This window comes from Thermococcus sp. Bubb.Bath, assembly GCF_012027595.1.
Taxonomy (GTDB): domain Archaea; phylum Methanobacteriota_B; class Thermococci; order Thermococcales; family Thermococcaceae; genus Thermococcus.
The window spans coordinates 212,753-232,136 of the sequence record NZ_SNUR01000001.1; the positions used below are offsets into that span (position 1 = coordinate 212,753).

The window sequence follows — 19,384 nt, forward strand, 5'->3', positions numbered from 1 at the left end:
AACAGTTTTACCTATAATGATTTTTATAGTTTTGACTGTAATTTATTAAAATATCTCTCCCCCATTTAACGGGACTCTCTGAAGGCCTTTCTCAGGGTCATATTCGAGCTCGGCAACGAGAATATACTTCCCCCTCCCCCTGTCGGAGAGGGGATGGAAATTCTCCCGCTCAGCGTGATAGAGCCACATAGGGATTGGGATGAGATACTTATACACTTCCATGCCCATTTTCTTGTCAAGCAGTTTGCTGACGGTTCCCTGATAAGTTCCGGGAACTACTTCGAGGCCGTTGAACATCTTGTAGAACTTTTGCTCATCTTCACCTTTCATCATGGGCTTTACGTTGTTGAAAACCTCTTGAGCCATCTTTTGATAGTAGCGAACCTCTTCTACAAGCTCGTCAGAAACATGCGCATAAGCTTTACTTACCAGCTTAGGGATTATGGATTCTCTCAGTTCTCTCCCATCGAACTCTTGGAGTATCTTCACGCTCTCTTCAACGACCTTGTAGGGTTTGTAGATTTTTCTATCGGCGTCCGAGCCTTTAGTCAGGACGTAGACGTCTTCAATCCGTCCCTCCCTCCAGCCCTGCCTGTTAACGCGCCCAAAGCGCTGTATTAACGCGTCTAAAGGTGCCGGCTCTGTTAGTATCGTCGAGAAGCTGACGTCGAGGGAAACCTCTACGACCTGTGTTGCAACAACAAAGTCATAATCGGATATCTTTTCAAGGAGTGTCTTCTCCTTTGCTTCCCTGTCACCCTGGGTAAACCGGCTGTGGAGAAGCAGAACTCTGTAGTCTCCGCTTAGCTCTTTGTAGACACTAACCGCCCGATCCACACTGTTACAAGCTATTAACGCAGGCCTCGAAGTCTTCTTGACCTTTCTGTGAAGTCCAAGCTCGTCTATCAACTCTTCCACAGAGGCCATGCCCCCGTCAACAACGTGAACTCTGTGGCGGGTAAATCTGTCTGCCTCTTCTGCAGGGGTTTTGAGCTCCTTGAAATCGGCCGTGTTCTTGATTAACTCTTCAAGGAAGTCCGGCAGGGTTGCGGTCATAACCATGATCTTGGCTTTCAGACCTTCGAGTTCGTTAAGCATTGCAAGGATTATACCGAGAACGTTGGGCTCGTAGGCGTGGATTTCGTCGAATATGAGAAGCGATCCCGAAAGCTCGGTTTTCAGCATTTCGTGGAAGCCGACCCCAAAGAAGGCCTTCATAAGCTGGAACGGGGTGGTGACCTTTAGCGGAGTGTAAATTTTATGGTACAGCGAGCTCAGTCGCCTGTACTCAAGGGCAGATGTGTAGAGATAAAAGCTCGCAGAGCTGTGTAGAACCCCTACCAATGATGGATCGGAAAATATATCCATCATTCGCTGGTGCATCGCGTTTATGCTGGCTTTGTAGGGCAGGACATAAAAAATTCTGCTTGTTATACCTTCCTTGTTTCTGAAAGCATTTCTGTTTGCCCATAAGAGCGCTGCTTCGGTCTTCCCGTATCCCGTGGGTGCTCTTAGGAGCAGATTCCCTTCTGAATTAAAAGCCTCAACCTGAAGTGGTCTAAGTTTCCCCCTTGGAATTTTCAATTCAAGCCTCTCAGCGATGTCTGGGAGGAGAAGTATTTCAAGTTCACCGGCAGAGGCAAGGTGATCCGAGGCGTTTAACAGACCTCGCATAAAGGCCAGTGTTTTCCTCTCGGCGTCAAGATTGTCTTTGTACCACTCCCTCAATTTCTGGAAGTCGAATTCTCTGAGTTTTTCTCTCCAGTCTTTAGGGAAGTTGAACTTTCTTGGTGGCCTCGTTGTGCCAAAGTAGTACGCTTCGATGTTGGGAATTCTTGGCAGGAACATCTTTTCTATGTACTCGGCCCGCTCAAGGAGTTCCTCAAGCTTCTCGTCGAACTCAAGGGGACCTACCTCGGCAGTACTAACCGGGAGAATCTCTTCAAGTTCATCCAAAGTCTTGTGGTGGGTGAGTATGGCGAGCGCTATAAGATTGCGTTCCTTCTCCGGGAAGTCCAAGAACTGCACAAATGGAACTGAGAGAATCTCGTGGCGGTAACCCCACTTGTTCTTCTTTTTTTGAAAGCCGCGGGCACACTTTCCAATATCGTGGAGGAGGACGGCATAAAATGAAAGCTCGAAAATGCCAGGGGAAAGCTCTTCAAGCCAGGGAAAGGCGTTCTTTATGCTCTTCAGCACGTTGATTGCATCGAGCGTATGGCACTCGAGGAACTGGTGAGGGTTGAATTTGGCATAGCAGAGCTTCATCCGCTCCACCTATGCAGATAGACGCCTATGCCGAGCTCTGGGTCGTGGAGCGCTTTGGTTCTCTGCCTCATTCTCTCGGCCCTCATTCTTGGAAACGGGAGCACGATAAATGGTTTTACGAGCTTTGCCCTTCTCGGAACGGTAGAGTAGTCGTATTCAACGACGAGTGCGTGGACCATTCCTGGGAGTCCGAGCTCGATAGGCACTACGGTTCCGCCAAGGGGCGCTTCTTTTTCTTCAAGCTCAACTCTCTTAATCTCTTCAACGACGACCAAGTCGCTCGATCTTCCAAGGAGGAGCTGATAGCGAGGTCTTTTGAAGGGTTCTTTCCACTCATCTGGGAGATAGATGTAAAGTTCTGCACTGTAGTGAAACTCGCGCTTCATGATGTCCGTCTCGACCTTTCCAAGGGCGTAGATTTTTTCAAGGTCTACTCCCTTGCCCCTGCTTTTGAAGACGTAGCCGACGTATGGAAGCTCCGTTAGGTAAACCGGCTCTCCCTTTGCGGCCGAGAGTATGCCTTGAATCGTTGATGGGGGCGGGACAGGCAGAGTCGGCTGGTACCCTGACTGAAATGTTGGAAAGCGGAAAGATGCTGTCCATGCTCTCAGTTTCACCCGTATCATGGGCTCACCCGTAGTAGGCTTCGATTTCCTTCGCGAACTCATCTAGTGCTTCCTTCACCGTTCCAACGAACACTTCAATACCTGCCTCCTCGAACTTCTGGACGGCATCGTCCATGTCCCAGCCGAGAGACTTAACGAAGCCTTCATCGTAGCCAAGGTAGAGCTTTGCCCCGCCGGGAATAACGTCTTTAAGGTCTGCCAGCCTCTTCGATAGGGCTTCAGTGTAGAAGTTGATCTCCCCCCTGTCCTCAAAGACCACGTCGCTTATGAACGGGTTTATCCCAGCATCAACGTTGAGGAGGAGCACAAACTTGGGCGTTATGTCCGTGTGGTACTGCGTCTGCTTAGCTCCACCAGAAAGGAGGCGAAGGGCCTTCATGGCTTCACTTGCGCGTTTCTTTCTTATCTCTGCCGGTATGAGCCACTCCTTTTCGCCAACCTGGGCGCCGATTTCACTCGCAATTCTCTCCATTTCCTCGACTTCGTTGAACACTTCTTCGTTGTTCTTGTTTCTCTTCTTAGGCAGATCGTCCCTCGTGAGGAGGTTCTTGAAGCCTGCCTTGCTTATGATCGTGAAGCGTCCAACCGCATCGAGGTCGAGTGAGAACGCACCCTTGAAGACGGTGGAGTAGAACTCTTGGCTGTACGGAACCGGATCGCCCTCGTGTCTTGAGGCATAACCCTCGTCAACCGTTAGAGCGTTCCTGTCGGGGAGAACCGAAATGAGTGGGGTGTTCTTCAGCGGGGAAACCCTTGTAACCGTTACGTTAACGCCGCCTTTCTTAAAGGCCCTCATGTAACCAAAGATGTCATCGTCAGGGTACTTGAGAGGGTTTGCGGCCGTGAACACCTGCTTCTGCTCTCTGTAGAGCGGTGAAAGCTCCCAATTGAAGTGCTCCTTCAGCGTGGAACGCCACCAGTAGCGCCAGGCCTGCGGGGAGACGTAGGGATAGCGCTTTCCGCCGCGTTTAAAGGTTTTGACTCTCGTAACGTTCCTGTCCGCGAGGCTTTCATCTATACCAAGCATGTTCAGCGCCGAGTGTGGCGCATCTATCAAAACCATTCCTGTTGCGAACCTCATTCTTCACCACCCTCCTCAAATTCCTCTTCGTTTTCTTCAGTCCCTTCAACCTCCTCAGCGGAGACCTTCACGAGCCTGTCATGGAGCTTTTCGTAGATGCGGAAAAGAAGGAGATTTTTGACGGTCTTCCATGAGACGTTCAGGTCTTCGCCGTAGCTGGTGAGTATCCGAGCGAACTCGTCAAAGGTTAGGAGTGGTTTCTCAACCCCCAGCCTTTGACGGAGCTTTTCAAGGTTCACAAAGAACGCCTCGAACTGGTAGAGCTTCTCCGCCCGCTCCAGCTCTCTGACCCGAGCGGAGAGCTTGTTGTCGGGCAGCTTTTCAACGGTTTCCACAATTCTGTCGGCAACTCCTTTAATAAACTCCAAGGCTTCTTTATCCAAACTCAACACCTCCGAGCAGTAAAACGAGAGAAGCCTCCAGTTTGAATTCGCGCGACGATTCTTAGTGTCGATAAAGTACGGGAGTATGCTTTCTCCGGAGAGTAGCTTTGAGTAGACGTTGTTGGGATAGCGTTTCTTGAAGTCTTCGAGCTCTTCCTCACTCGGCTTTTTTCTCCATCCCATTGAGACTATTTTCTTCCATCCTGCCCTGTCCACTCTGGCCGCAAACGCGACGAAGCGAAGAACCGGATTGGGGATGTATATCAGTTCTATGGTGGGAGCTTTGTTGTTTACAACAAAATAATAGAGCGTTATTGAGGCATTCTCGAGTTTGCCCAGTTCAAGGTTCGTTCCTATCTCGACGAGCTTTTCAAACAGGAAGTTCTCAGGCCGCTTGAAGTCCCTTGCTGTGGAGGCAAGCTCGCTCTTTTTGATGTCATCGATGGCCTCCCTGTGAAACTCAAGCATCAGTTCATAGGGGTGTGCGTGGATTATAAGAACCCTTGAGAGGCGGTAGGCCACTAAAGGCATCATCTGGGCGAGGAACAGGCAGCGGGAGCAGATGTTTGCCCCCTCTTTTCCAGAGGGGAAGTAGTTCGGAACTCCTCCGGTGCCCACAAGCGGAAAGTCGGAGCGATAGACGGGCTTAATCCTAGCATGCCTTCTTCCACAGATTTCACATATTGGGGCGCTTGGATCTTCTTTCTCATTTAGCAGGCCGAGGAGATTCTTTTTAATTGCCTCTGGTGTTCTTTTCTTGGCCATGCTTGGGTTTGCCATGAGGATTCCACTGTTGGGAAGCATCATCGCGTGTATGTATCCTGAACTCCATTCTTTTCGAGCATACAGTCTGGAAGCAAAATTTGCAGCATTTTCAATGTCCTCTTCAGTCAGTTCCTCTGGCTTCTCCTTTCCGCTCAACAGTAACAGTGCAGCAAGGCCTGCATCGGTGAATGGGTGTCCAGTCCAAGTGAAAAGAGATGGAGCATCTGTGGCTGTCTCCACCTTCTGGCTACTTTGACTTTTCGATTTTGTCAGGAACTCGTCAAGCCTCTTCTCCTTCCTGATAGCTCACACCTCCTTTCCATCTCTTCTTCACCCTCTCCTTTCCTCCATCAACCTTCACCATCCCGAACCCTATCGAGTTCTTCTCGCCGAAGCCAGTAAGGTAGCCGGCCCTGAGGAGCCCCTCATCCCCGTAAGCCCTGAACACGAGATGCCATGCTATCTGGAAGATGCCCGGCTTGACCTCGAAGCGCTTGGGCTTGGCGCTCAGGACTCTCATGTCAAACTCTTCCGGCGGCTTCGCCCCGTAGAGGTGCAGGTACTTCTCCTGCAGGTTCTCCCGCATCAGGCCGTAGAACTCCGATTCCGCTGGTGAGAGGTCGTAGCTCCTTGGCCTCCCAAACTGAACTCTCTTTGTGGTAACTGCAACGGGCGACAGCGTCACGAACTTCTTCCCGCTCAGCCTCTCAGGCTCAGCTAAAGCCTTGACCTCCTCGACCGTGAACTTCTCCTTCCACAGCTCGACTTCAGGGCTTTGGAGGAGGCCGCCTATGAATGCCTCCGCTATCTCCGGAACCGCCGTCGAGAAGTAGAAGAAGCCCTTTCCGTAGCCGAGCAGGGAGTTCTTGTCCTCAGCCAGCTCCCGCTTCTCTGCCATGAAGAGTGAGTAGGTGAAGAGCTTCGGAACCTTGGGAGAGTGCAGGCGGAGGCTCAGATCGGAATTGACGCGCTGAACCCGTCTGTAGAAGAGACCCTGGATGTAGTGCTGGTGGCTGAAGGGTATCCTGAACGGCTCATTCTCCGGGTGAAATCTTACGAGGAATCTCAATTTAACACCTCCCTGAGTGCAGGAGGTAACAATCAGAGCTAATACTCGTAAGCCCTTATTTAAGCTTTTCTATAGTTTGGAGCGCAAACTAAAACATAAGCAGCAATACCAGGGTCCCCCGCACTCCAAATAATGTTGATGGGGGGTTATTCACGCTCGGGGAGCTTTAGAAAATCCCTCCAGTCGACGACATGAATCCCCTCAGGCTCCTGAGATTGTTATAACGGTGGTTATAATAATGGCGGTTATACGTTGGAAATATTGTGAGGTCATGTGGATCACAAGAGATTAGAAAAGCGGTAAAAGAAGAAGCTTCAGAGAAGCATCCTAGCATCGACGGCAACAGCGCCGTCCTCGTAGGCGAAGACCGGGTTGATGTCGAGCTCCTTGATCTCCGGAAGCTCAAGGGCGAGCTCTCCGACCTTGGTAACGATGTCTGCAAGGGCCTCGATGTCCACCGGCTTCTCGCCACGGGCGCCGGCGAGGATCGGGTAGGCTTTGATCTCCTTGATCATGTCGAGGGCCTCTTCCTTGCTTATTGGGGCAACGCGGAAGCTGACGTCCTTGAGTATCTCGACGAAGATGCCGCCGAGACCGAACATGATGGCCGGGCCGAACTGCGGATCGCGGATCATGCCAACGATGACCTCCTTGCCGAGCGGGAGCATCTTGTAGACGATGACGCCCCAGAGGTCCGCGTCCTGCTTGTAGTTCTTGGCGTTCTCCATGATGGTCCTGAAGGCCTGCTTGGCCTCCTCATCGTTCTTGATGTTGACCTTGACACCGCCGGCGTCGCTCTTGTGGATGATCTGCGGGGAAACGATCTTCATAACGACCGGGTAGCCGATCTCCCTAGCGAACTTCACCGCTTCCTCCTCGTTGGTGGCAACCTTGAAGTCTGGAACCGGGACGCCGTAGAGCTTGAGTATCTCCTTGGCCTCCGGCTCAACGAGCGGCCTGTTTTCGGCCTTGGCCTTCTCTATTATCTCCCTTGCCTTTGCGATCCTGTCCATACCAATCACCTCGTAAGCCTGACAGTTGTGAATGCTCGGGGCCCGTTAAAAGGGTTTCCATTTGCAAAGATTAGGGTGCCCTAATCCATCCTGTTCCGACGTTTGTATGTTAATGCGAGAACGCTTCAACCTCCTTTGAAGCCGTAGCGGGGGCATAAATAGTATGCCGCCGTAGTTTACTTAGGTGATGCATATGAGAACGGCTTTTAAGGTGGCCCTTTCCTTGGGGTTAATAATAATCCTTATGGTGGCAATAAACGGCTTCAACGAGACCAGGGCTTCTCCAAAGAACACGACGGTAGCCCTCTACGATTCGGCCCAGATCGGGGTTGTGAGCAGGGTTCTGAACCTGAGCCTTGAGAAGGGAATCAACCGCGTCCCCCTCGATGAGCTCGCGGGGACGAACGTGGAGGAGATAACGATCCGGCCCTTAAACGAGGGCGTCCAGTTTCTGGGCTTGTACAGTGAGGAATCGAGCGAGAACATCTACGACTCCAACGTTGGGAGCGACGTTGAGGTCAAGACCAGCGACGGGAACGTGATAAAGGGCAAGTTCCTCGGCATGAAGAACGGCCAGCTCATCATTCAGAACGGCGGCAACCTGTACGCGATCAACCCCGCCAAGATAGCCTACTTCAAGGCCTCAAGGATCGAGAAGAGGGGTGGTGTCTACGCGAGCTTCCTGGCCGAAAAGGCGGGAATCTACCCGGTTGAGATAACCTACCGCGTCCAGGGGATGAACTGGAAGATGAGGTACAAGCTCTACCTGAGCAATGACACGGCAAAGCTCATCGGCTACGTCCTCCTCAGCAACCCGACGTCTCAGGAGTTCGACGGCGCAAAGGTCGCCCTCGTCTCCGGGGACGTTAACTTCTACTCAGGCTCTCCGAGGTACCTCTACAACGTTGCCGCGACAAAGGAAGGGGCCGTTGAGGTGCCCGTTCAAGGGCCGGAGAAGGTTGAGGCCTTCTACGTCTACTCTCTCGGCTCGGTCGATATAAGGCCTGCGAGCACGATGCTCTTCCCGTACATCGCGAGCGAGGTGAGGGTGAAGAGGGAGTACCTCTACGAGAGCTGGGCCTACGGGAGCAGTGGAAACGCTTACGAGTCCGTTTCATTCGAGGCGGAGCACGTCCTTCCGGCCGGTGTTGTCGAGATCTACCGCGAGAATGGTGAGGGGACCCTCCTGATCGGCGAGTCCCACATCGAGCACACTCCGAAGGGCGACATCGTCAGGATCGGCATAGGTAAGGACTACGACCTAAAGGGGAAGACTGAGGTTCTTCAGCGCCAGAGCGGCGACCACTACGCCTACTACAAGATCAGGATAACCGTGCAGAACTTCGGCGATGAGGGCAAGACCGTCATAGTACGCCACTACAAGTATCGCGGCAAGCTCAAGAGCTCAAGCGTGGCCCCGAGCAGGGACACCTACGAGTACGTCGAGTTCACCCTCAACATCCCGGCCGGCGGTTCCAATGAGGTCACCTTTGACTACGAAGTGAACTGGTGACGTTTCTCTTTTCTCCGTTCTTGTTTTCTTGCATGCTCTTCCTCTCCTCTCTCTTGAGGGAGTTGAGAGGTAACCTTAATAAACGACCCCGCTTTCTATGGTTAAGGGTGAGAGGAAATGGCGAAGAAGAAGGAGATTAGACAGGCTGAAGTCAACATCGGTATGGTTGGTCACGTTGATCACGGCAAGACCACACTCACGAAGGCCCTAACTGGAATCTGGACCGATACCCACAGCGAGGAGCTGAGAAGGGGCATCACAATCAAGATAGGCTTTGCCGATGCAGAGATCAGGAAGTGCCCGAACTGCCGGAGATACTCAACTTCCCCGATCTGTCCCTACTGCGGCCACAAGACCGAGTTCGAGAGGCGCGTTTCCTTTATAGACGCTCCTGGCCACGAGGCCCTGATGACGACGATGCTGGCCGGTGCTTCCCTCATGGACGGTGCTGTTCTGGTTATAGCGGCCAACGAGGGCGTGATGCCCCAGACGAGGGAGCATTTGATGGCCCTTCAGATAGTCGGCAACAAGAACATAGTCATTGCCCTAAACAAGATCGAACTGGTTGACAGGGAGAAGGTCATGGAGCGCTACCACGAGATCAAGGAGTTCGTTAAGGGGACCGTTGCTGAAAACGCCCCGATAATCCCGATTTCCGCTTTACACGGTGCCAACGTTGACGTTCTCCTTGAGGCGATTGAGGAGTTCATTCCAACGCCGAAACACGACCTCAGGAAGACTCCTAGGATGCTCATCCTGAGAAGCTTTGACGTCAACAAGCCCGGAACCCCGCCGGAGAAGCTCGTGGGCGGCGTCATCGGCGGTTCAATAATCCAGGGCAAGCTGAAGGTCGGAGACGAGATCGAGATAAGGCCCGGCGTTCCCTACGAAGACCACGGGCGTATAAAGTACGAGCCCATAACCACGGAGATAACCTCACTTCAGGCGGGTGGAAGGTTCGTTGAGGAGGCGTATCCGGGCGGTCTCGTTGGAGTTGGAACCAAACTCGACCCCTTCCTGACCAAGGGCGACCTCATGGCCGGAAACGTCGTTGGAAGGCCCGGAAAGCTCCCGCCGGTCTGGGATGACCTGAGACTCGAAGTTCACCTACTTGAGCGCGTCGTTGGAACCGAGGAGGAGCTCAGGGTCGAGCCGATAAAGAGGAAGGAAGTCCTCCTGCTCAACGTTGGAACTGCAAGGACGATGGGTCTCGTTACCGGCCTCGGAAAGGACGAGGTCGAACTCAAGCTCCAGATACCCGTCTGCGCCGAGCCGGGAGCCAGGGTGGCCATCAGCAGGCAGGTTGGGAGCAGGTGGAGGCTCATAGGCTACGGTTTCATCAGGGAGTGAGATTTTTCCCTCTTCTCCCGATTTCGGTGGTCTCCATGTCCGAAACTGAGAGGCGCGAGTGGCTCGTTATCCCCGACACGAACTTTCTCCTCGTTCCGGGCCAGTTCGGGGTGGACATAATACGCGAGCTGGAGCGCGTTATCCAGGCTCGGTTCAGGGTCGCCGTTCCGGACGTCATCCTTCAGGAGCTCGATGTGATAGAGCGAAAATCCCGCGGCAGGGATTTGATGGCCGTCAGGATGGCGAAGAAGCTCGCGGAGAGGTTTGACGTTGTAGAAGTCGGCCGCTTTGGCGAGAGGCCGATAGATGACCAGCTCCTGGATTTTGCGGTGAAGAACGAGCGCGTTATCGTCTGCACGAACGACAAGGGCCTCAAAAAAAGGCTCCGCGAGAGAGGAGTTCCCGTCGTCTACCTCCGTTCGAAGAAAATACTGGAGCTTGAGGGGATGCTTGAGTGATTATGGATCTTCCAGAAGGTGTATGAGCTCCTCAGTTGTGATGCCAACCTCTTTCATTATCGCTTTTAGGAGACCGGTTTTTAGCTTTTTAGGGAGGGGAACCACAACTATCTTTCCAGAATTGTGAATGAGTACTACATGAGAGCCCCACTGTCTCACGGGGATATAACCGAACTTCTGAAGGGCTTTTATCAGCTCAATCCCCGAAACGTCCCTTGGAAGCTTCACACGGAGACCTCCGCAATCTGCACGTTATCTCGGCGTTTGATCTCACGCATTGTGTCCTTCAGCTTCTGCTCTTCGACGACTTCGAGATACAGCTCGATTGCCTCTTTAATATTCCTCAGAACTTCCTCTTTGGTCTCGCCCTGACTTACACACCCTGGGAGTGCTGGTACGTAGGCAACGTAACCGCCTTCCGGCTGGGGCTCTATGATAACCCGAAACTTCAACGCTCTTCACCCTGCGATTTCATTTCTCAGTTGTGGTTATAAATTTAAGGTCGGCACAACATCCCCCCGCTTCTCCTCAGGAAGGGAGTTGGCGCTCTGCGGGGAACTGAGAACAGTGCTTAATTTTAACGCTGCTTCGTTTGTTAGGTTTATCTAGTTTTATCACTGCCAGTTAACAGGATGATTTTTAAGGAGATAGTTTCTATTCTTAACCTGAAACTCCGGAGGTATGCCACTATGAGAAAAATAGTTGGCCTGGTACTTCTGTTGGTTGCCCTTCTGTGGGGGGGGTACTTTGACAAGCGCCATTAGAGTCCAGCCGGACGTCATAATAGACCCCAACGTCCAGATCTGGGACATTATTTACCCCGACAGGATATGTGGAAACAAAGAGACAACTTTCAGCGTGCAGCTCTACAATGCCGACCAGTTCACGGGCATCGGGACCGTTGAGCTCTACATTGACGGCAATCTCGTGGGCTCTACCACCACTGACATCCAGCCCGGTGAACTCCTCAACGTGCCCTTCCAGGTGACTGCTCCCCCATCCGGCAGCCATAAGATGACTGCCGTGTACGATAACCGGTTCTCGACAAAAAGCCGGATCGAGACCTTTGAAGTTAATGACAACGACTGCGACGGCTGGCTGAACAGCTTTGAAGTTGAATACGGAACTGACCCCAACAATCCGGACACGGATGGGGACGGCGTCATAGATTCCCGGGATGTTGACCCATTTAGGGACGCTACAATCGAACTGTACCTGTTTAGGGCGAGGGCGCTTGATCCACCTGAAGGCGACAAGTGGGATGCCGACTTCAGGATTGAGGCCACGTTTAAGGTGGGCTCTTCTTCTACAACGATAAAGGAAAATCCCCCGGACAACACACAAGATGTTGAGAACACCGTAATGCTTGGAGACAATGTTTTTGAGAACCTCCAGAGGGAGGCAGTGGCAGTCCTGAGCTTCAACCCTCCAGACAACGTTGACACCGTTGAGATAGATCTTAAACTGGTGGACAGAGATTCAGGATTTATAATAGACAATCCAGATGAGATCATGGACATCTCTCCGCGCTCCGGGAACAACGAGGAGGGAAAAGTTGCAAAGCTGTTTTTCAGCCTCAGGAACGGCACGTGGTGGGGAGACGACTGCATAAACGACCACCAGTACTATTTCGGCTACGGCCACCTCAGCGGGGCCGACGATTCAACCGAAGATTACACCCACGGGGGTGAATACGACGCGGAGCCCTTCTCGAAATACTACGATGACCTTGAGGCCCTTGGATATGACCTTCACAAGGTCAACATTACGAACGTTAGAGGCTGGGACGGCGTTGATGAAGTCTCGTATTCTCCTAGTAAAAACAGACTTTTGAAGGTCATCAACCCCGCTGAAATCGTTGAGTTCACGCTTAGCCTTTCGGGCGGGAAGGAAAAGAAGGTCGTGCTCGTGAACACAAGGGGTGCGAAGGTTTTGAGGTTCTCTCCCTTCCAAAAGCCCCTGAGATTCAAGAAAATTGATAGTGTCCCTGAGATGACCCCATGGGATTTCGTTAAGGAGGAATACGCCTCACTCACATCCGTTCCAAACTCCACATTGATAAAGCTCAAGAATTCAAAAATAGATACGACCATAAGAGAGCCCAGGGACGTTCAGATTGCCCAGGTCTCTGACATCGACGAGGACGATGCGGAGATATGGTTCCTCATAAAAACCAACGACGAGGATGGAGTACCCTTCTACCGGGAGCTTGAGCTCAACGAAGAGCTTGAGGAAAGTGGAGCAATCGAGAGGTTTGACCCATCGGACGGTTTTGGGATAGACGTTCCTGACGAGTATTGGGGCTTCATTGAGCACGATGCCTACGGCGACTTCGACGGCGACGGAGTTCCTAACGTCGTTGAGCAGTTCATTGGGAAGGATCCAGTGAAGAGGGATGTTCTTGGCATTAAACTTACCGTGGCCGTTGGCTGGAACGCGGATGAGGATTATCTCAAGAAGCTTGTAAAGGGCTTCCAGAGGGCGAGCCAGGTGGTTTACGATTACACGGATGGACACACCATGATAACAAAAATAACAATCCATAACAACGTGAAAAGATATAGTCCCGTGTGGAATGAATCAGACGTTATTATACATCTAGGAGATTCATCATATTTCAATTCAACAACATTGGGCTGGTGGATTAAGTGGTCATCAGATGCTCCAACTAAAGATAGAGCTTTAAGCCATATAAACCTCTTTGAAAAATTTGGTGGGAAGTCCCCATTAGACAGAGACTACTATTATGGCATTGCACATGAGATGGCTCATTATCTGTATTGGATACTCGATGAATATTGCACTTGGGAAGGACTTCATTATGGCACTATATCCAGTGACCTTGAACAATATGGTATTGAGTTTAGGGCCTTGCCAACAATAATGAGTTATGAGGATGATGCTACAAAAGCCAAAGGAATAAAATGGAGTGAACTTAGCACACCACAAGACTACAAATGGTTCAATGATCAGCTTAAGGATTTAGATATGTATTTTGAGGAATTATACAAGAAAAATTGGACATATTTCACAACCGATCACTGGCATACATACCAGAAATCTGCCTGGGAAGTCTTGGTAGAGACAATATCCCAACCTCACATCATTTCAATTGTGAGCTTGGAAGACTCGACATACACAGTTAGCATTAATGCCACTATTAAAGTTGACTTGGGCACAGATATCACTCAATATGTGCCCAAAGTCGGCCCATACACCGGAGTCGGCTATTTCATGGAGGTGGACACACAATGAGGGCGCCAGTTCTTGCCCTCCTAATTCTTTTAATTCTTGGAGCCGTAATGGCCTTAAAAGAGTATCTCCCACTCGACAACGGCGGAAAACCTGAGACGGACTACCTGAACGGGTACGAAGTATACAAAGAATACGCCAGCCAATTTAGCAAAGACTATGAGTTGATTGGGGCATATGGAGTGAAAGTTAGGGACACGATAAAATGGCAGTTTGTCTTCTACAGGCCGGAAGAAGTCAAAATTTACACGATATCCAAATGTGATGAACTGCAAGACCGGCTGGTTAAGACGTACCAAACACCAATAAACTACTCCAAATTCATAATCCCAGAGGATTCACTGAATCAACTTGATTTATCCATCTGTTCACCATCTGTGGAGTGCTCGGTTCTTCGTTTTGGGAATTTAAGCTCCACCGGCGTGGAAGGAGGGAAGATACTTGAGGGTCATTTGTACAAATATGCCATTGGGATTGGTTATCATGAATTCCGGGTTGGGCTTAGGAAGAATTCAAGTGAATTCAAGACGGTTATCCAGTATCTAGATTATGTACTGATTCCACCAGCCAAATCCAACGTTGATGGGGTATGGATAACTATAGAATCCAAAAACAGCTCCGCAGACTTAATGACTATCCACTATTCCCCTTCAGTTAGAATCCCACTCACTATCCCTGTAGTTGGCTATTCTGGGTTCAACGTCACCGAGTATTCCAGCGTGCTCGAAAAACTTAATATTGACAATTATCCGTACCAAGAAGTATGGCTAACAGTGAAAAAAGCAAAAGCAAGAGGGTACGAGGTGTTTCCCTGTCCAAAGACCGTTTCTTGCGAGTGCAGAGCCGGTAACTGCTCGTGCCGCCGTTCTTGGCCTGACTGTGTTTATCTTTCTAAATGTTACTACTTCTTTGTGGGTAGGGATGATCTGAAATCCCTCTACAACGAAAAACTGAAAGAATGGGGTGGATACTGGCCGTGAAGGATAGTAAGCTGTCAATTGAAGTTGGCTGGAACGCGGATGAGGATTATCTCAAGAAGCTTGTAAAGGGCTTCCAGAGGGCTAGTCAAGTTATCTACGACTACACGGACGGCTACGCGATGATATCTGAGATCAGCATAAAGAACAACGTCCAGGAAGGAAGCGAGGAATGGAGGGAGTCGATGGTGAGGATGACCCTGAACAAAACGCCTCCATACACCTCTAACGGCTTCTGGTACTGGAAGTGGGTGAAAAACCTCGATGGGAGAGAGGAGAGTTACATTCGTTTCCCATGGAACTGGTACAATGACCCATTAAACAAAGGTTGGTACGGGGGCATGGCACATGAGCTTGGACACTTCGTATTCGGCATAGGGGACGAGTATGGGGCCCCGTTCTCCTGGGATCCGAATCAGAATGGCACAATGGTGGGATTCACTTGTGGTGGCCTGAAGGACATATTAGAGAACAAATACGGCATATGGTTCGAGAAGATGAAGACCGTGATGGAGGCCGGTCACCAGTGGACCGAGATAAGCACGCCGAAGGACTACGCTGACTTCAGGGAACAGCTTGAAAACGTCTCCAGAGAACTCGAAAACAAAGCAGGATACGGACTGCTGGAACTGATAATTAACCATGGTGGCCCTGACAATTTGGACAGTATTGACAAGGTTATGCCCACTCACTGGCAGACCAACTATACAATAGATGGGCTTAAGCAGAATCGCAAATCAGCGTGGGATGTCGTGTTTGCGCTCCTCGCGAAAGGGCACACCCTGGGGCATGATTATGTTGATGGTATAGATGCGGGCTTGTACTTGGATCTCGACTTTGACGGGCAGGAGGACACTCAACTTCCAGGCAATTATACGGCCAAAGTCGGCCCGTACACCGGAGTTGGCTATTATATGATCGCCCGGTGGGGGTGATAAGCATGAAGCGATTTTTCCTCTTGCTTTTTGTCTTTTTAATGTTTATACAACCAGTTGGGGCCTTTAACGTCCTTGAGCATCTTAGTCAAAACCAGGCCTACCTCTGCATCTGTGTTAGGGGGAATGCGATTGCAAGGAATGGAACTCCTCCAGCAAACCCGTTTAACGACATTTCAATCTACAAGACTTACATTATACTGCCTTACAACAGGACGCACGTGTGGACGATTTATTATTCTTCAAGCGGGAGAAAAACTGAAAAGCCAGACTGGTACTATCCGAGAACCCCTAGAATACCATTTAACCTCTCTGACTGGAATCTTTCAAAAGTCATCAAAGAGTACCAGTGGGGCGTTAAGAATTATCTCCCTAACGTCAGCGGAGAATATTGGTATAAGGGTTATTGGAACAGTACGATAACGAGGTGGTATGCTGAGATTAATGCGACTTCTGTGAAGGTTGTCCTTTACGGGGCGTACTGTGGTGAGTGCGAGGAGTACATCACGTTTCAGTGTCAGAGGAATGAGAGTAATGTAACCTGTCAGTGGGGTAAGCCAGTGATGAGGGATATTACTCCGCCTTGGGCTCCAAAGAATACGACAACCTCTGAGACAACTTCGAGGATTACAACCACATCAACTATAACCACGTCTTCAAGCACTCAAACCACTACAACTTCTGAAGCGACATCAAAGACTGGGAACAAGATTTGTGGGCCAGGATTGTTGCTTGGGCTAGTCCTGGCTCCAATCCTCTTAAAACGGGTTAAGAGGTGAGGTCATGAGGAAGATAGTAGGTCTTTTGGCCTTTGTTTTTCTTCTTTTGCTCTTAATTCCCTCTGCCAATAGTGTGAGTGTTTGGGAGGGGTTATCGAGGGGAGGAATTTATTACATCAACATTGAGGGGTACAGTCCGAATGGTGGTGCTCCACCGTGGAATCCACTCAACGACTCGTCCATAACGTGGATTAACATTGGTTACGAGTACAATGAAACCCACACTTTCAACGAGTATTATGAGGGGGGCAAATGGAAGGAGGGCTTCTTCCACAAGCATGGACGACCAAAACCCTTCAACATGACAGACTGGAACTGGTCCAAAGTCCTCGAAGAGTACCAGTGGGGCGTTGAGAACTACCTGCCAAATATTAGTGGGAATTTCTCTTTTAGAGAATGGAAGAAAGGCTACTGGAACAGCTCAATATCTAGATGGAACATGATAATCAATTCAAACCACGTGAAAATTACATTACACACCCTCGCCTGCGAGGGATCCGGGGAATGCGATGAGTATATTACCTTCGAGTGCCAGCGGAATGGGAGTAATGTGACTTGTAAGTGGGGTAAGCCGGTTTTCAAGGTTTATCACAACGTGCCTCCGATTGGGAGAACAACCACGACTTCAGAGACAACTTCGAGGATTACAACTACATCAACTACAACCTCTTCCTCAAGCACTCAACCCACTACAACTTCTGAGACAACGTCAAAGACTGGGACCAAGATTTGTGGGCCAGGATTGTTGATTGGATTAGTCTTGGCTCCAGTTCTCTTAAGAAGGGTTAAGAGGTGAGGTTATGAGGAGAGTATTGTCTTTAGCCTCTACCATTTTTGTTTTTCTCCTAATGATGTTCCTTCCCTTGGCTGGGGCCTTTAACGTCCTTGAGCACCTTGATCAGAACCAAACGTACCTTGGTATTTCCATTAGGGGGAATGCTATTGCAAGGAATGGAACTCCCCCAACAAACCCATTTAATGATACTTCAATTCAAGGGCTTTACATAATACTCCCACATAACAAGACTCATGTCTGGTTCATCTCGTATTCCCCTAAGGGCACAAAAACTGAAAAGCCAGACTGGTACTACCCAAGAACCCCTAGAATACCATTTAACCTCTCCGACTGGAACCTTTCAAAAGTCATCAAAGAGTACCAGTGGGGGGTTGAGAATTATCTCCCGAACGTTACTGGGAATTTCTCTATTGGAGAATGGAGAAAGGGTTATTGGAATAGTTCGATAGGTTCATGGGAAGTGGAGGTTAATGCGCACAACTTGACAATAACCCTTCATACTATCGCCTGCGAAGGCTCCTTGGAATGCGATGAGTACATTACTTTCAAGTGCTGGAGGAATGAGAGCAACGTGACTTGTCAGTGGGGGAAGCCGGTTTTTAAGACGATAGCTCCCCCGTGGGGCCCAAAGACGACCACTTCAGAGGCAACATCAAAAACTACAACCACTTCAACTACAACTTCTTCTTTAAGCGCTCAAACCACTACAACCCCAGAGACGACCTCAAAGACTGGGAGCAAGATCTGTGGGCCAGGAGTGTTGATTGGATTAGTCCTGGCTCCAATCCTCCTAACAAAAAGGACAAAGAGGTGAGGCTATGAGACGCAGTGCTCTCGTGCTATTGCTTCTTTTATTCTTTTCAGCACCCCTCGGTAGTTATTACCTAATAAAGAGTCCCAAAGTGAGTGAATTGCAACCTCAGCCGATGTATCCTGCCGAGCTCTATTCATCTAGGGTTGAGCAATTAGTAAAGAACTGGGCCAGTGATGCCGAGCTTGTCCTTATCTACGGTTCCGAGAGCTGCCAGCAGATCCTCTGTGATCTTCACCCGATGCCATCCCCATGTCTTTGCAACGATTCAGCTTTTGGAGATGGGAAAGCACCCCAATGGACGTTCGTCTTTTATTCTGGGCAAAAAGGAGAGCTCATGAAGGTGGACGCATACATCTCAAAAGAAGGGGAAGAAAAAGCTGGCACGTTATCTCCAGGACGTATAAAACTCCCTTCAGCTATTCGAGTTTTAGCGAGAGTCTCTCTAACCCGCCTGAAAACCAAGTTAACAAGCCGGATGTTTACGTGTTCTTCAAAGGGCAGTGGACGTCCGGTCTTGAATCCCTCAACCTTACATCAACAAACTTCACGGAATTCAAACAACTGATTCTCACAGAATCCCAGAGTCCAGCAGTATACAACGGCATTTTAGTGCTCCCCGATGGAAAAATTGGAGACCTCGAGTCTCCGACTATCATTGTCAGAGCTCAGTTTAACAAAATACATGATGTTGTTACTGTGGTTTATCCTGGGGCAGTGTTAAGGGGGTACACCCCACAGGCGCCCTACAAGCCGACATCGCTGGGGGACTATTCCGGGAGTATTCAGGCAATAACAAGCAAACTGGCATCCCCTGGATTCTCAGAGATTAAACTGATACTTGGGCAGCCCTACGCGTACTACAAACTCACCAATGGCACGATAAAAATAGAAACCTTGGACTGCAACTTTGAGGTTATGGGTGAGAACATAACGGGAGCGTGCAGGACGAGATGAGCTTCAAACTGGGCTTCAAAAGGGCTTTTATATCTGGTTAAAGATTTCATGGGGGTGATACGTTGGGGATTCCTCTTCCTCAAGCACTCAAACCACGGCATCTCCCAATGAGAGTACCGCATCTCCCACCGGAAGAAAACTCTGCAGACCGGCTTCATTGATTGGATTAGCGTTAATTCCCGCGTTGCTGGGACTGAGAAGATATAGGGGCTGAGAACGGCAGTACTCTGCTCGCCCTTCTTTCATTTTAAGCTGGCAGGGCTTTTCACGCAGGTTCTATCGGCCATCCCCTTGTCCAACAACCTCCCAATCAAGTTCCCTTCTTTAAACTCCACCGTTCAAAACCCTTAA

The 19,384-nt window shown here is 50.1% G+C and carries 18 protein-coding genes; 10 read left to right on the forward strand and 8 right to left on the reverse strand.

The window, feature by feature from the left end:
• Positions 1 to 45 precede the first annotated feature (45 nt).
• From cas3 to E3E29_RS01160, 6 genes are all read right to left on the reverse strand, one after another.
• The gene (gene cas3, locus E3E29_RS01135; RefSeq protein ID WP_167909768.1) at positions 46 to 2,268 is read right to left on the reverse strand and encodes a CRISPR-associated helicase Cas3'; all 2,223 of its coding nucleotides are present in this window, start codon (positions 2,266 to 2,268) and stop codon (positions 46 to 48) included.
• The gene (gene cas5b / locus E3E29_RS01140; RefSeq protein ID WP_167909139.1) at positions 2,265 to 2,894 is read right to left on the reverse strand and encodes a type I-B CRISPR-associated protein Cas5b; all 630 of its coding nucleotides are present in this window, start codon (positions 2,892 to 2,894) and stop codon (positions 2,265 to 2,267) included. Before cas5b ends, cas3 begins: the two co-directional genes overlap by 4 nt.
• 4 nt (positions 2,895 to 2,898) lie before the next feature.
• The gene (cas7i, locus tag E3E29_RS01145; RefSeq protein ID WP_167909140.1) at positions 2,899 to 3,975 is read right to left on the reverse strand and encodes a type I-B CRISPR-associated protein Cas7/Cst2/DevR; all 1,077 of its coding nucleotides are present in this window, start codon (positions 3,973 to 3,975) and stop codon (positions 2,899 to 2,901) included.
• Complete coding sequence (gene cas8a1, locus E3E29_RS01150) at positions 3,972 to 5,363, reverse strand: type I-B CRISPR-associated protein Cas8b1/Cst1 (RefSeq protein ID WP_342764643.1); 1,392 nt, start codon at positions 5,361 to 5,363, stop codon at positions 3,972 to 3,974. The genes cas7i and cas8a1 overlap by 4 nt, the downstream gene beginning before the upstream one ends.
• 40 nt (positions 5,364 to 5,403) lie before the next feature.
• Entirely contained in the window at positions 5,404 to 6,192 is a 789-nt protein-coding gene (cas6, locus tag E3E29_RS01155) for a CRISPR-associated endoribonuclease Cas6 (RefSeq protein WP_167909141.1), read from the reverse strand.
• 314 nt (positions 6,193 to 6,506) lie between these two features.
• Positions 6,507 to 7,205 carry an acetate--CoA ligase family protein gene (locus tag E3E29_RS01160; RefSeq protein WP_167909142.1) on the reverse strand — a complete coding sequence of 233 codons (699 nt, stop codon included), beginning with the start codon at positions 7,203 to 7,205 and terminating at the stop codon, positions 6,507 to 6,509.
• A 193-nt stretch (positions 7,206 to 7,398) separates the two neighbouring features.
• Here E3E29_RS01160 and E3E29_RS01165 point away from each other — a divergent pair, with 193 nt between their 5' ends.
• The 3 genes from E3E29_RS01165 to E3E29_RS01175 all read left to right on the forward strand — a co-directional run bounded on the left by E3E29_RS01165 (position 7,399) and on the right by E3E29_RS01175 (position 10,526).
• On the forward strand, positions 7,399 to 8,718 hold the full coding sequence (locus tag E3E29_RS01165) for a DUF4139 domain-containing protein (RefSeq protein WP_167909143.1): 1,320 nt from the start codon (positions 7,399 to 7,401) through the stop codon (positions 8,716 to 8,718).
• Between the two features lie 117 nt (positions 8,719 to 8,835).
• The gene (eif2g, locus tag E3E29_RS01170) at positions 8,836 to 10,068 is read left to right on the forward strand and encodes a translation initiation factor IF-2 subunit gamma (protein WP_167909144.1); all 1,233 of its coding nucleotides are present in this window, start codon (positions 8,836 to 8,838) and stop codon (positions 10,066 to 10,068) included.
• Positions 10,069 to 10,103: 35 nt separating this feature from the next.
• The gene (locus tag E3E29_RS01175; protein WP_167909145.1) at positions 10,104 to 10,526 is read left to right on the forward strand and encodes a PIN domain-containing protein; all 423 of its coding nucleotides are present in this window, start codon (positions 10,104 to 10,106) and stop codon (positions 10,524 to 10,526) included.
• Here E3E29_RS01175 and E3E29_RS01180 read toward each other — a convergent pair whose 3' ends face one another.
• Positions 10,527 to 10,754, reverse strand: a complete 228-nt coding sequence (locus tag E3E29_RS01180) for a type II toxin-antitoxin system HicA family toxin (protein ID WP_167909146.1) — start codon at positions 10,752 to 10,754, stop codon at positions 10,527 to 10,529.
• Entirely contained in the window at positions 10,751 to 10,978 is a 228-nt protein-coding gene (locus E3E29_RS01185; protein ID WP_167909147.1) for a type II toxin-antitoxin system HicB family antitoxin, read from the reverse strand. Before E3E29_RS01185 ends, E3E29_RS01180 begins: the two co-directional genes overlap by 4 nt.
• Positions 10,979 to 11,273: 295 nt before the next feature.
• Here E3E29_RS01185 and E3E29_RS01190 point away from each other — a divergent pair, with 295 nt between their 5' ends.
• The 7 genes from E3E29_RS01190 (at position 11,274) to E3E29_RS01220 (ending at position 19,033) form a co-directional block, all read left to right on the forward strand.
• Positions 11,274 to 13,781, forward strand: coding sequence for a hypothetical protein (locus E3E29_RS01190; protein WP_167909148.1), 2,508 nt, complete (start codon positions 11,274 to 11,276; stop codon positions 13,779 to 13,781).
• On the forward strand, positions 13,778 to 14,758 hold the full coding sequence (locus E3E29_RS01195) for a hypothetical protein (RefSeq protein ID WP_167909149.1): 981 nt from the start codon (positions 13,778 to 13,780) through the stop codon (positions 14,756 to 14,758). Before E3E29_RS01190 ends, E3E29_RS01195 begins: the two co-directional genes overlap by 4 nt.
• On the forward strand, positions 14,737 to 15,690 hold the full coding sequence (locus E3E29_RS01200; protein ID WP_167909150.1) for a hypothetical protein: 954 nt from the start codon (positions 14,737 to 14,739) through the stop codon (positions 15,688 to 15,690). Before E3E29_RS01195 ends, E3E29_RS01200 begins: the two co-directional genes overlap by 22 nt.
• Positions 15,687 to 16,469 carry a hypothetical protein gene (locus E3E29_RS01205; protein ID WP_240922721.1) on the forward strand — a complete coding sequence of 261 codons (783 nt, stop codon included), beginning with the start codon at positions 15,687 to 15,689 and terminating at the stop codon, positions 16,467 to 16,469. The genes E3E29_RS01200 and E3E29_RS01205 overlap by 4 nt, the downstream gene beginning before the upstream one ends.
• 4 nt (positions 16,470 to 16,473) lie before the next feature.
• On the forward strand, positions 16,474 to 17,265 hold the full coding sequence (locus E3E29_RS01210; protein ID WP_167909151.1) for a CGP-CTERM sorting domain-containing protein: 792 nt from the start codon (positions 16,474 to 16,476) through the stop codon (positions 17,263 to 17,265).
• A gap of 4 nt (positions 17,266 to 17,269) precedes the next feature.
• Positions 17,270 to 18,079 (forward strand): CGP-CTERM sorting domain-containing protein, encoded by an 810-nt coding sequence (locus tag E3E29_RS01215; RefSeq protein ID WP_167909152.1) that lies wholly within the window; start codon positions 17,270 to 17,272, stop codon positions 18,077 to 18,079.
• 294 nt (positions 18,080 to 18,373) lie between these two features.
• Entirely contained in the window at positions 18,374 to 19,033 is a 660-nt protein-coding gene (locus tag E3E29_RS01220) for a hypothetical protein (protein ID WP_240922722.1), read from the forward strand.
• Positions 19,034 to 19,384: the final 351 nt, after the last annotated feature.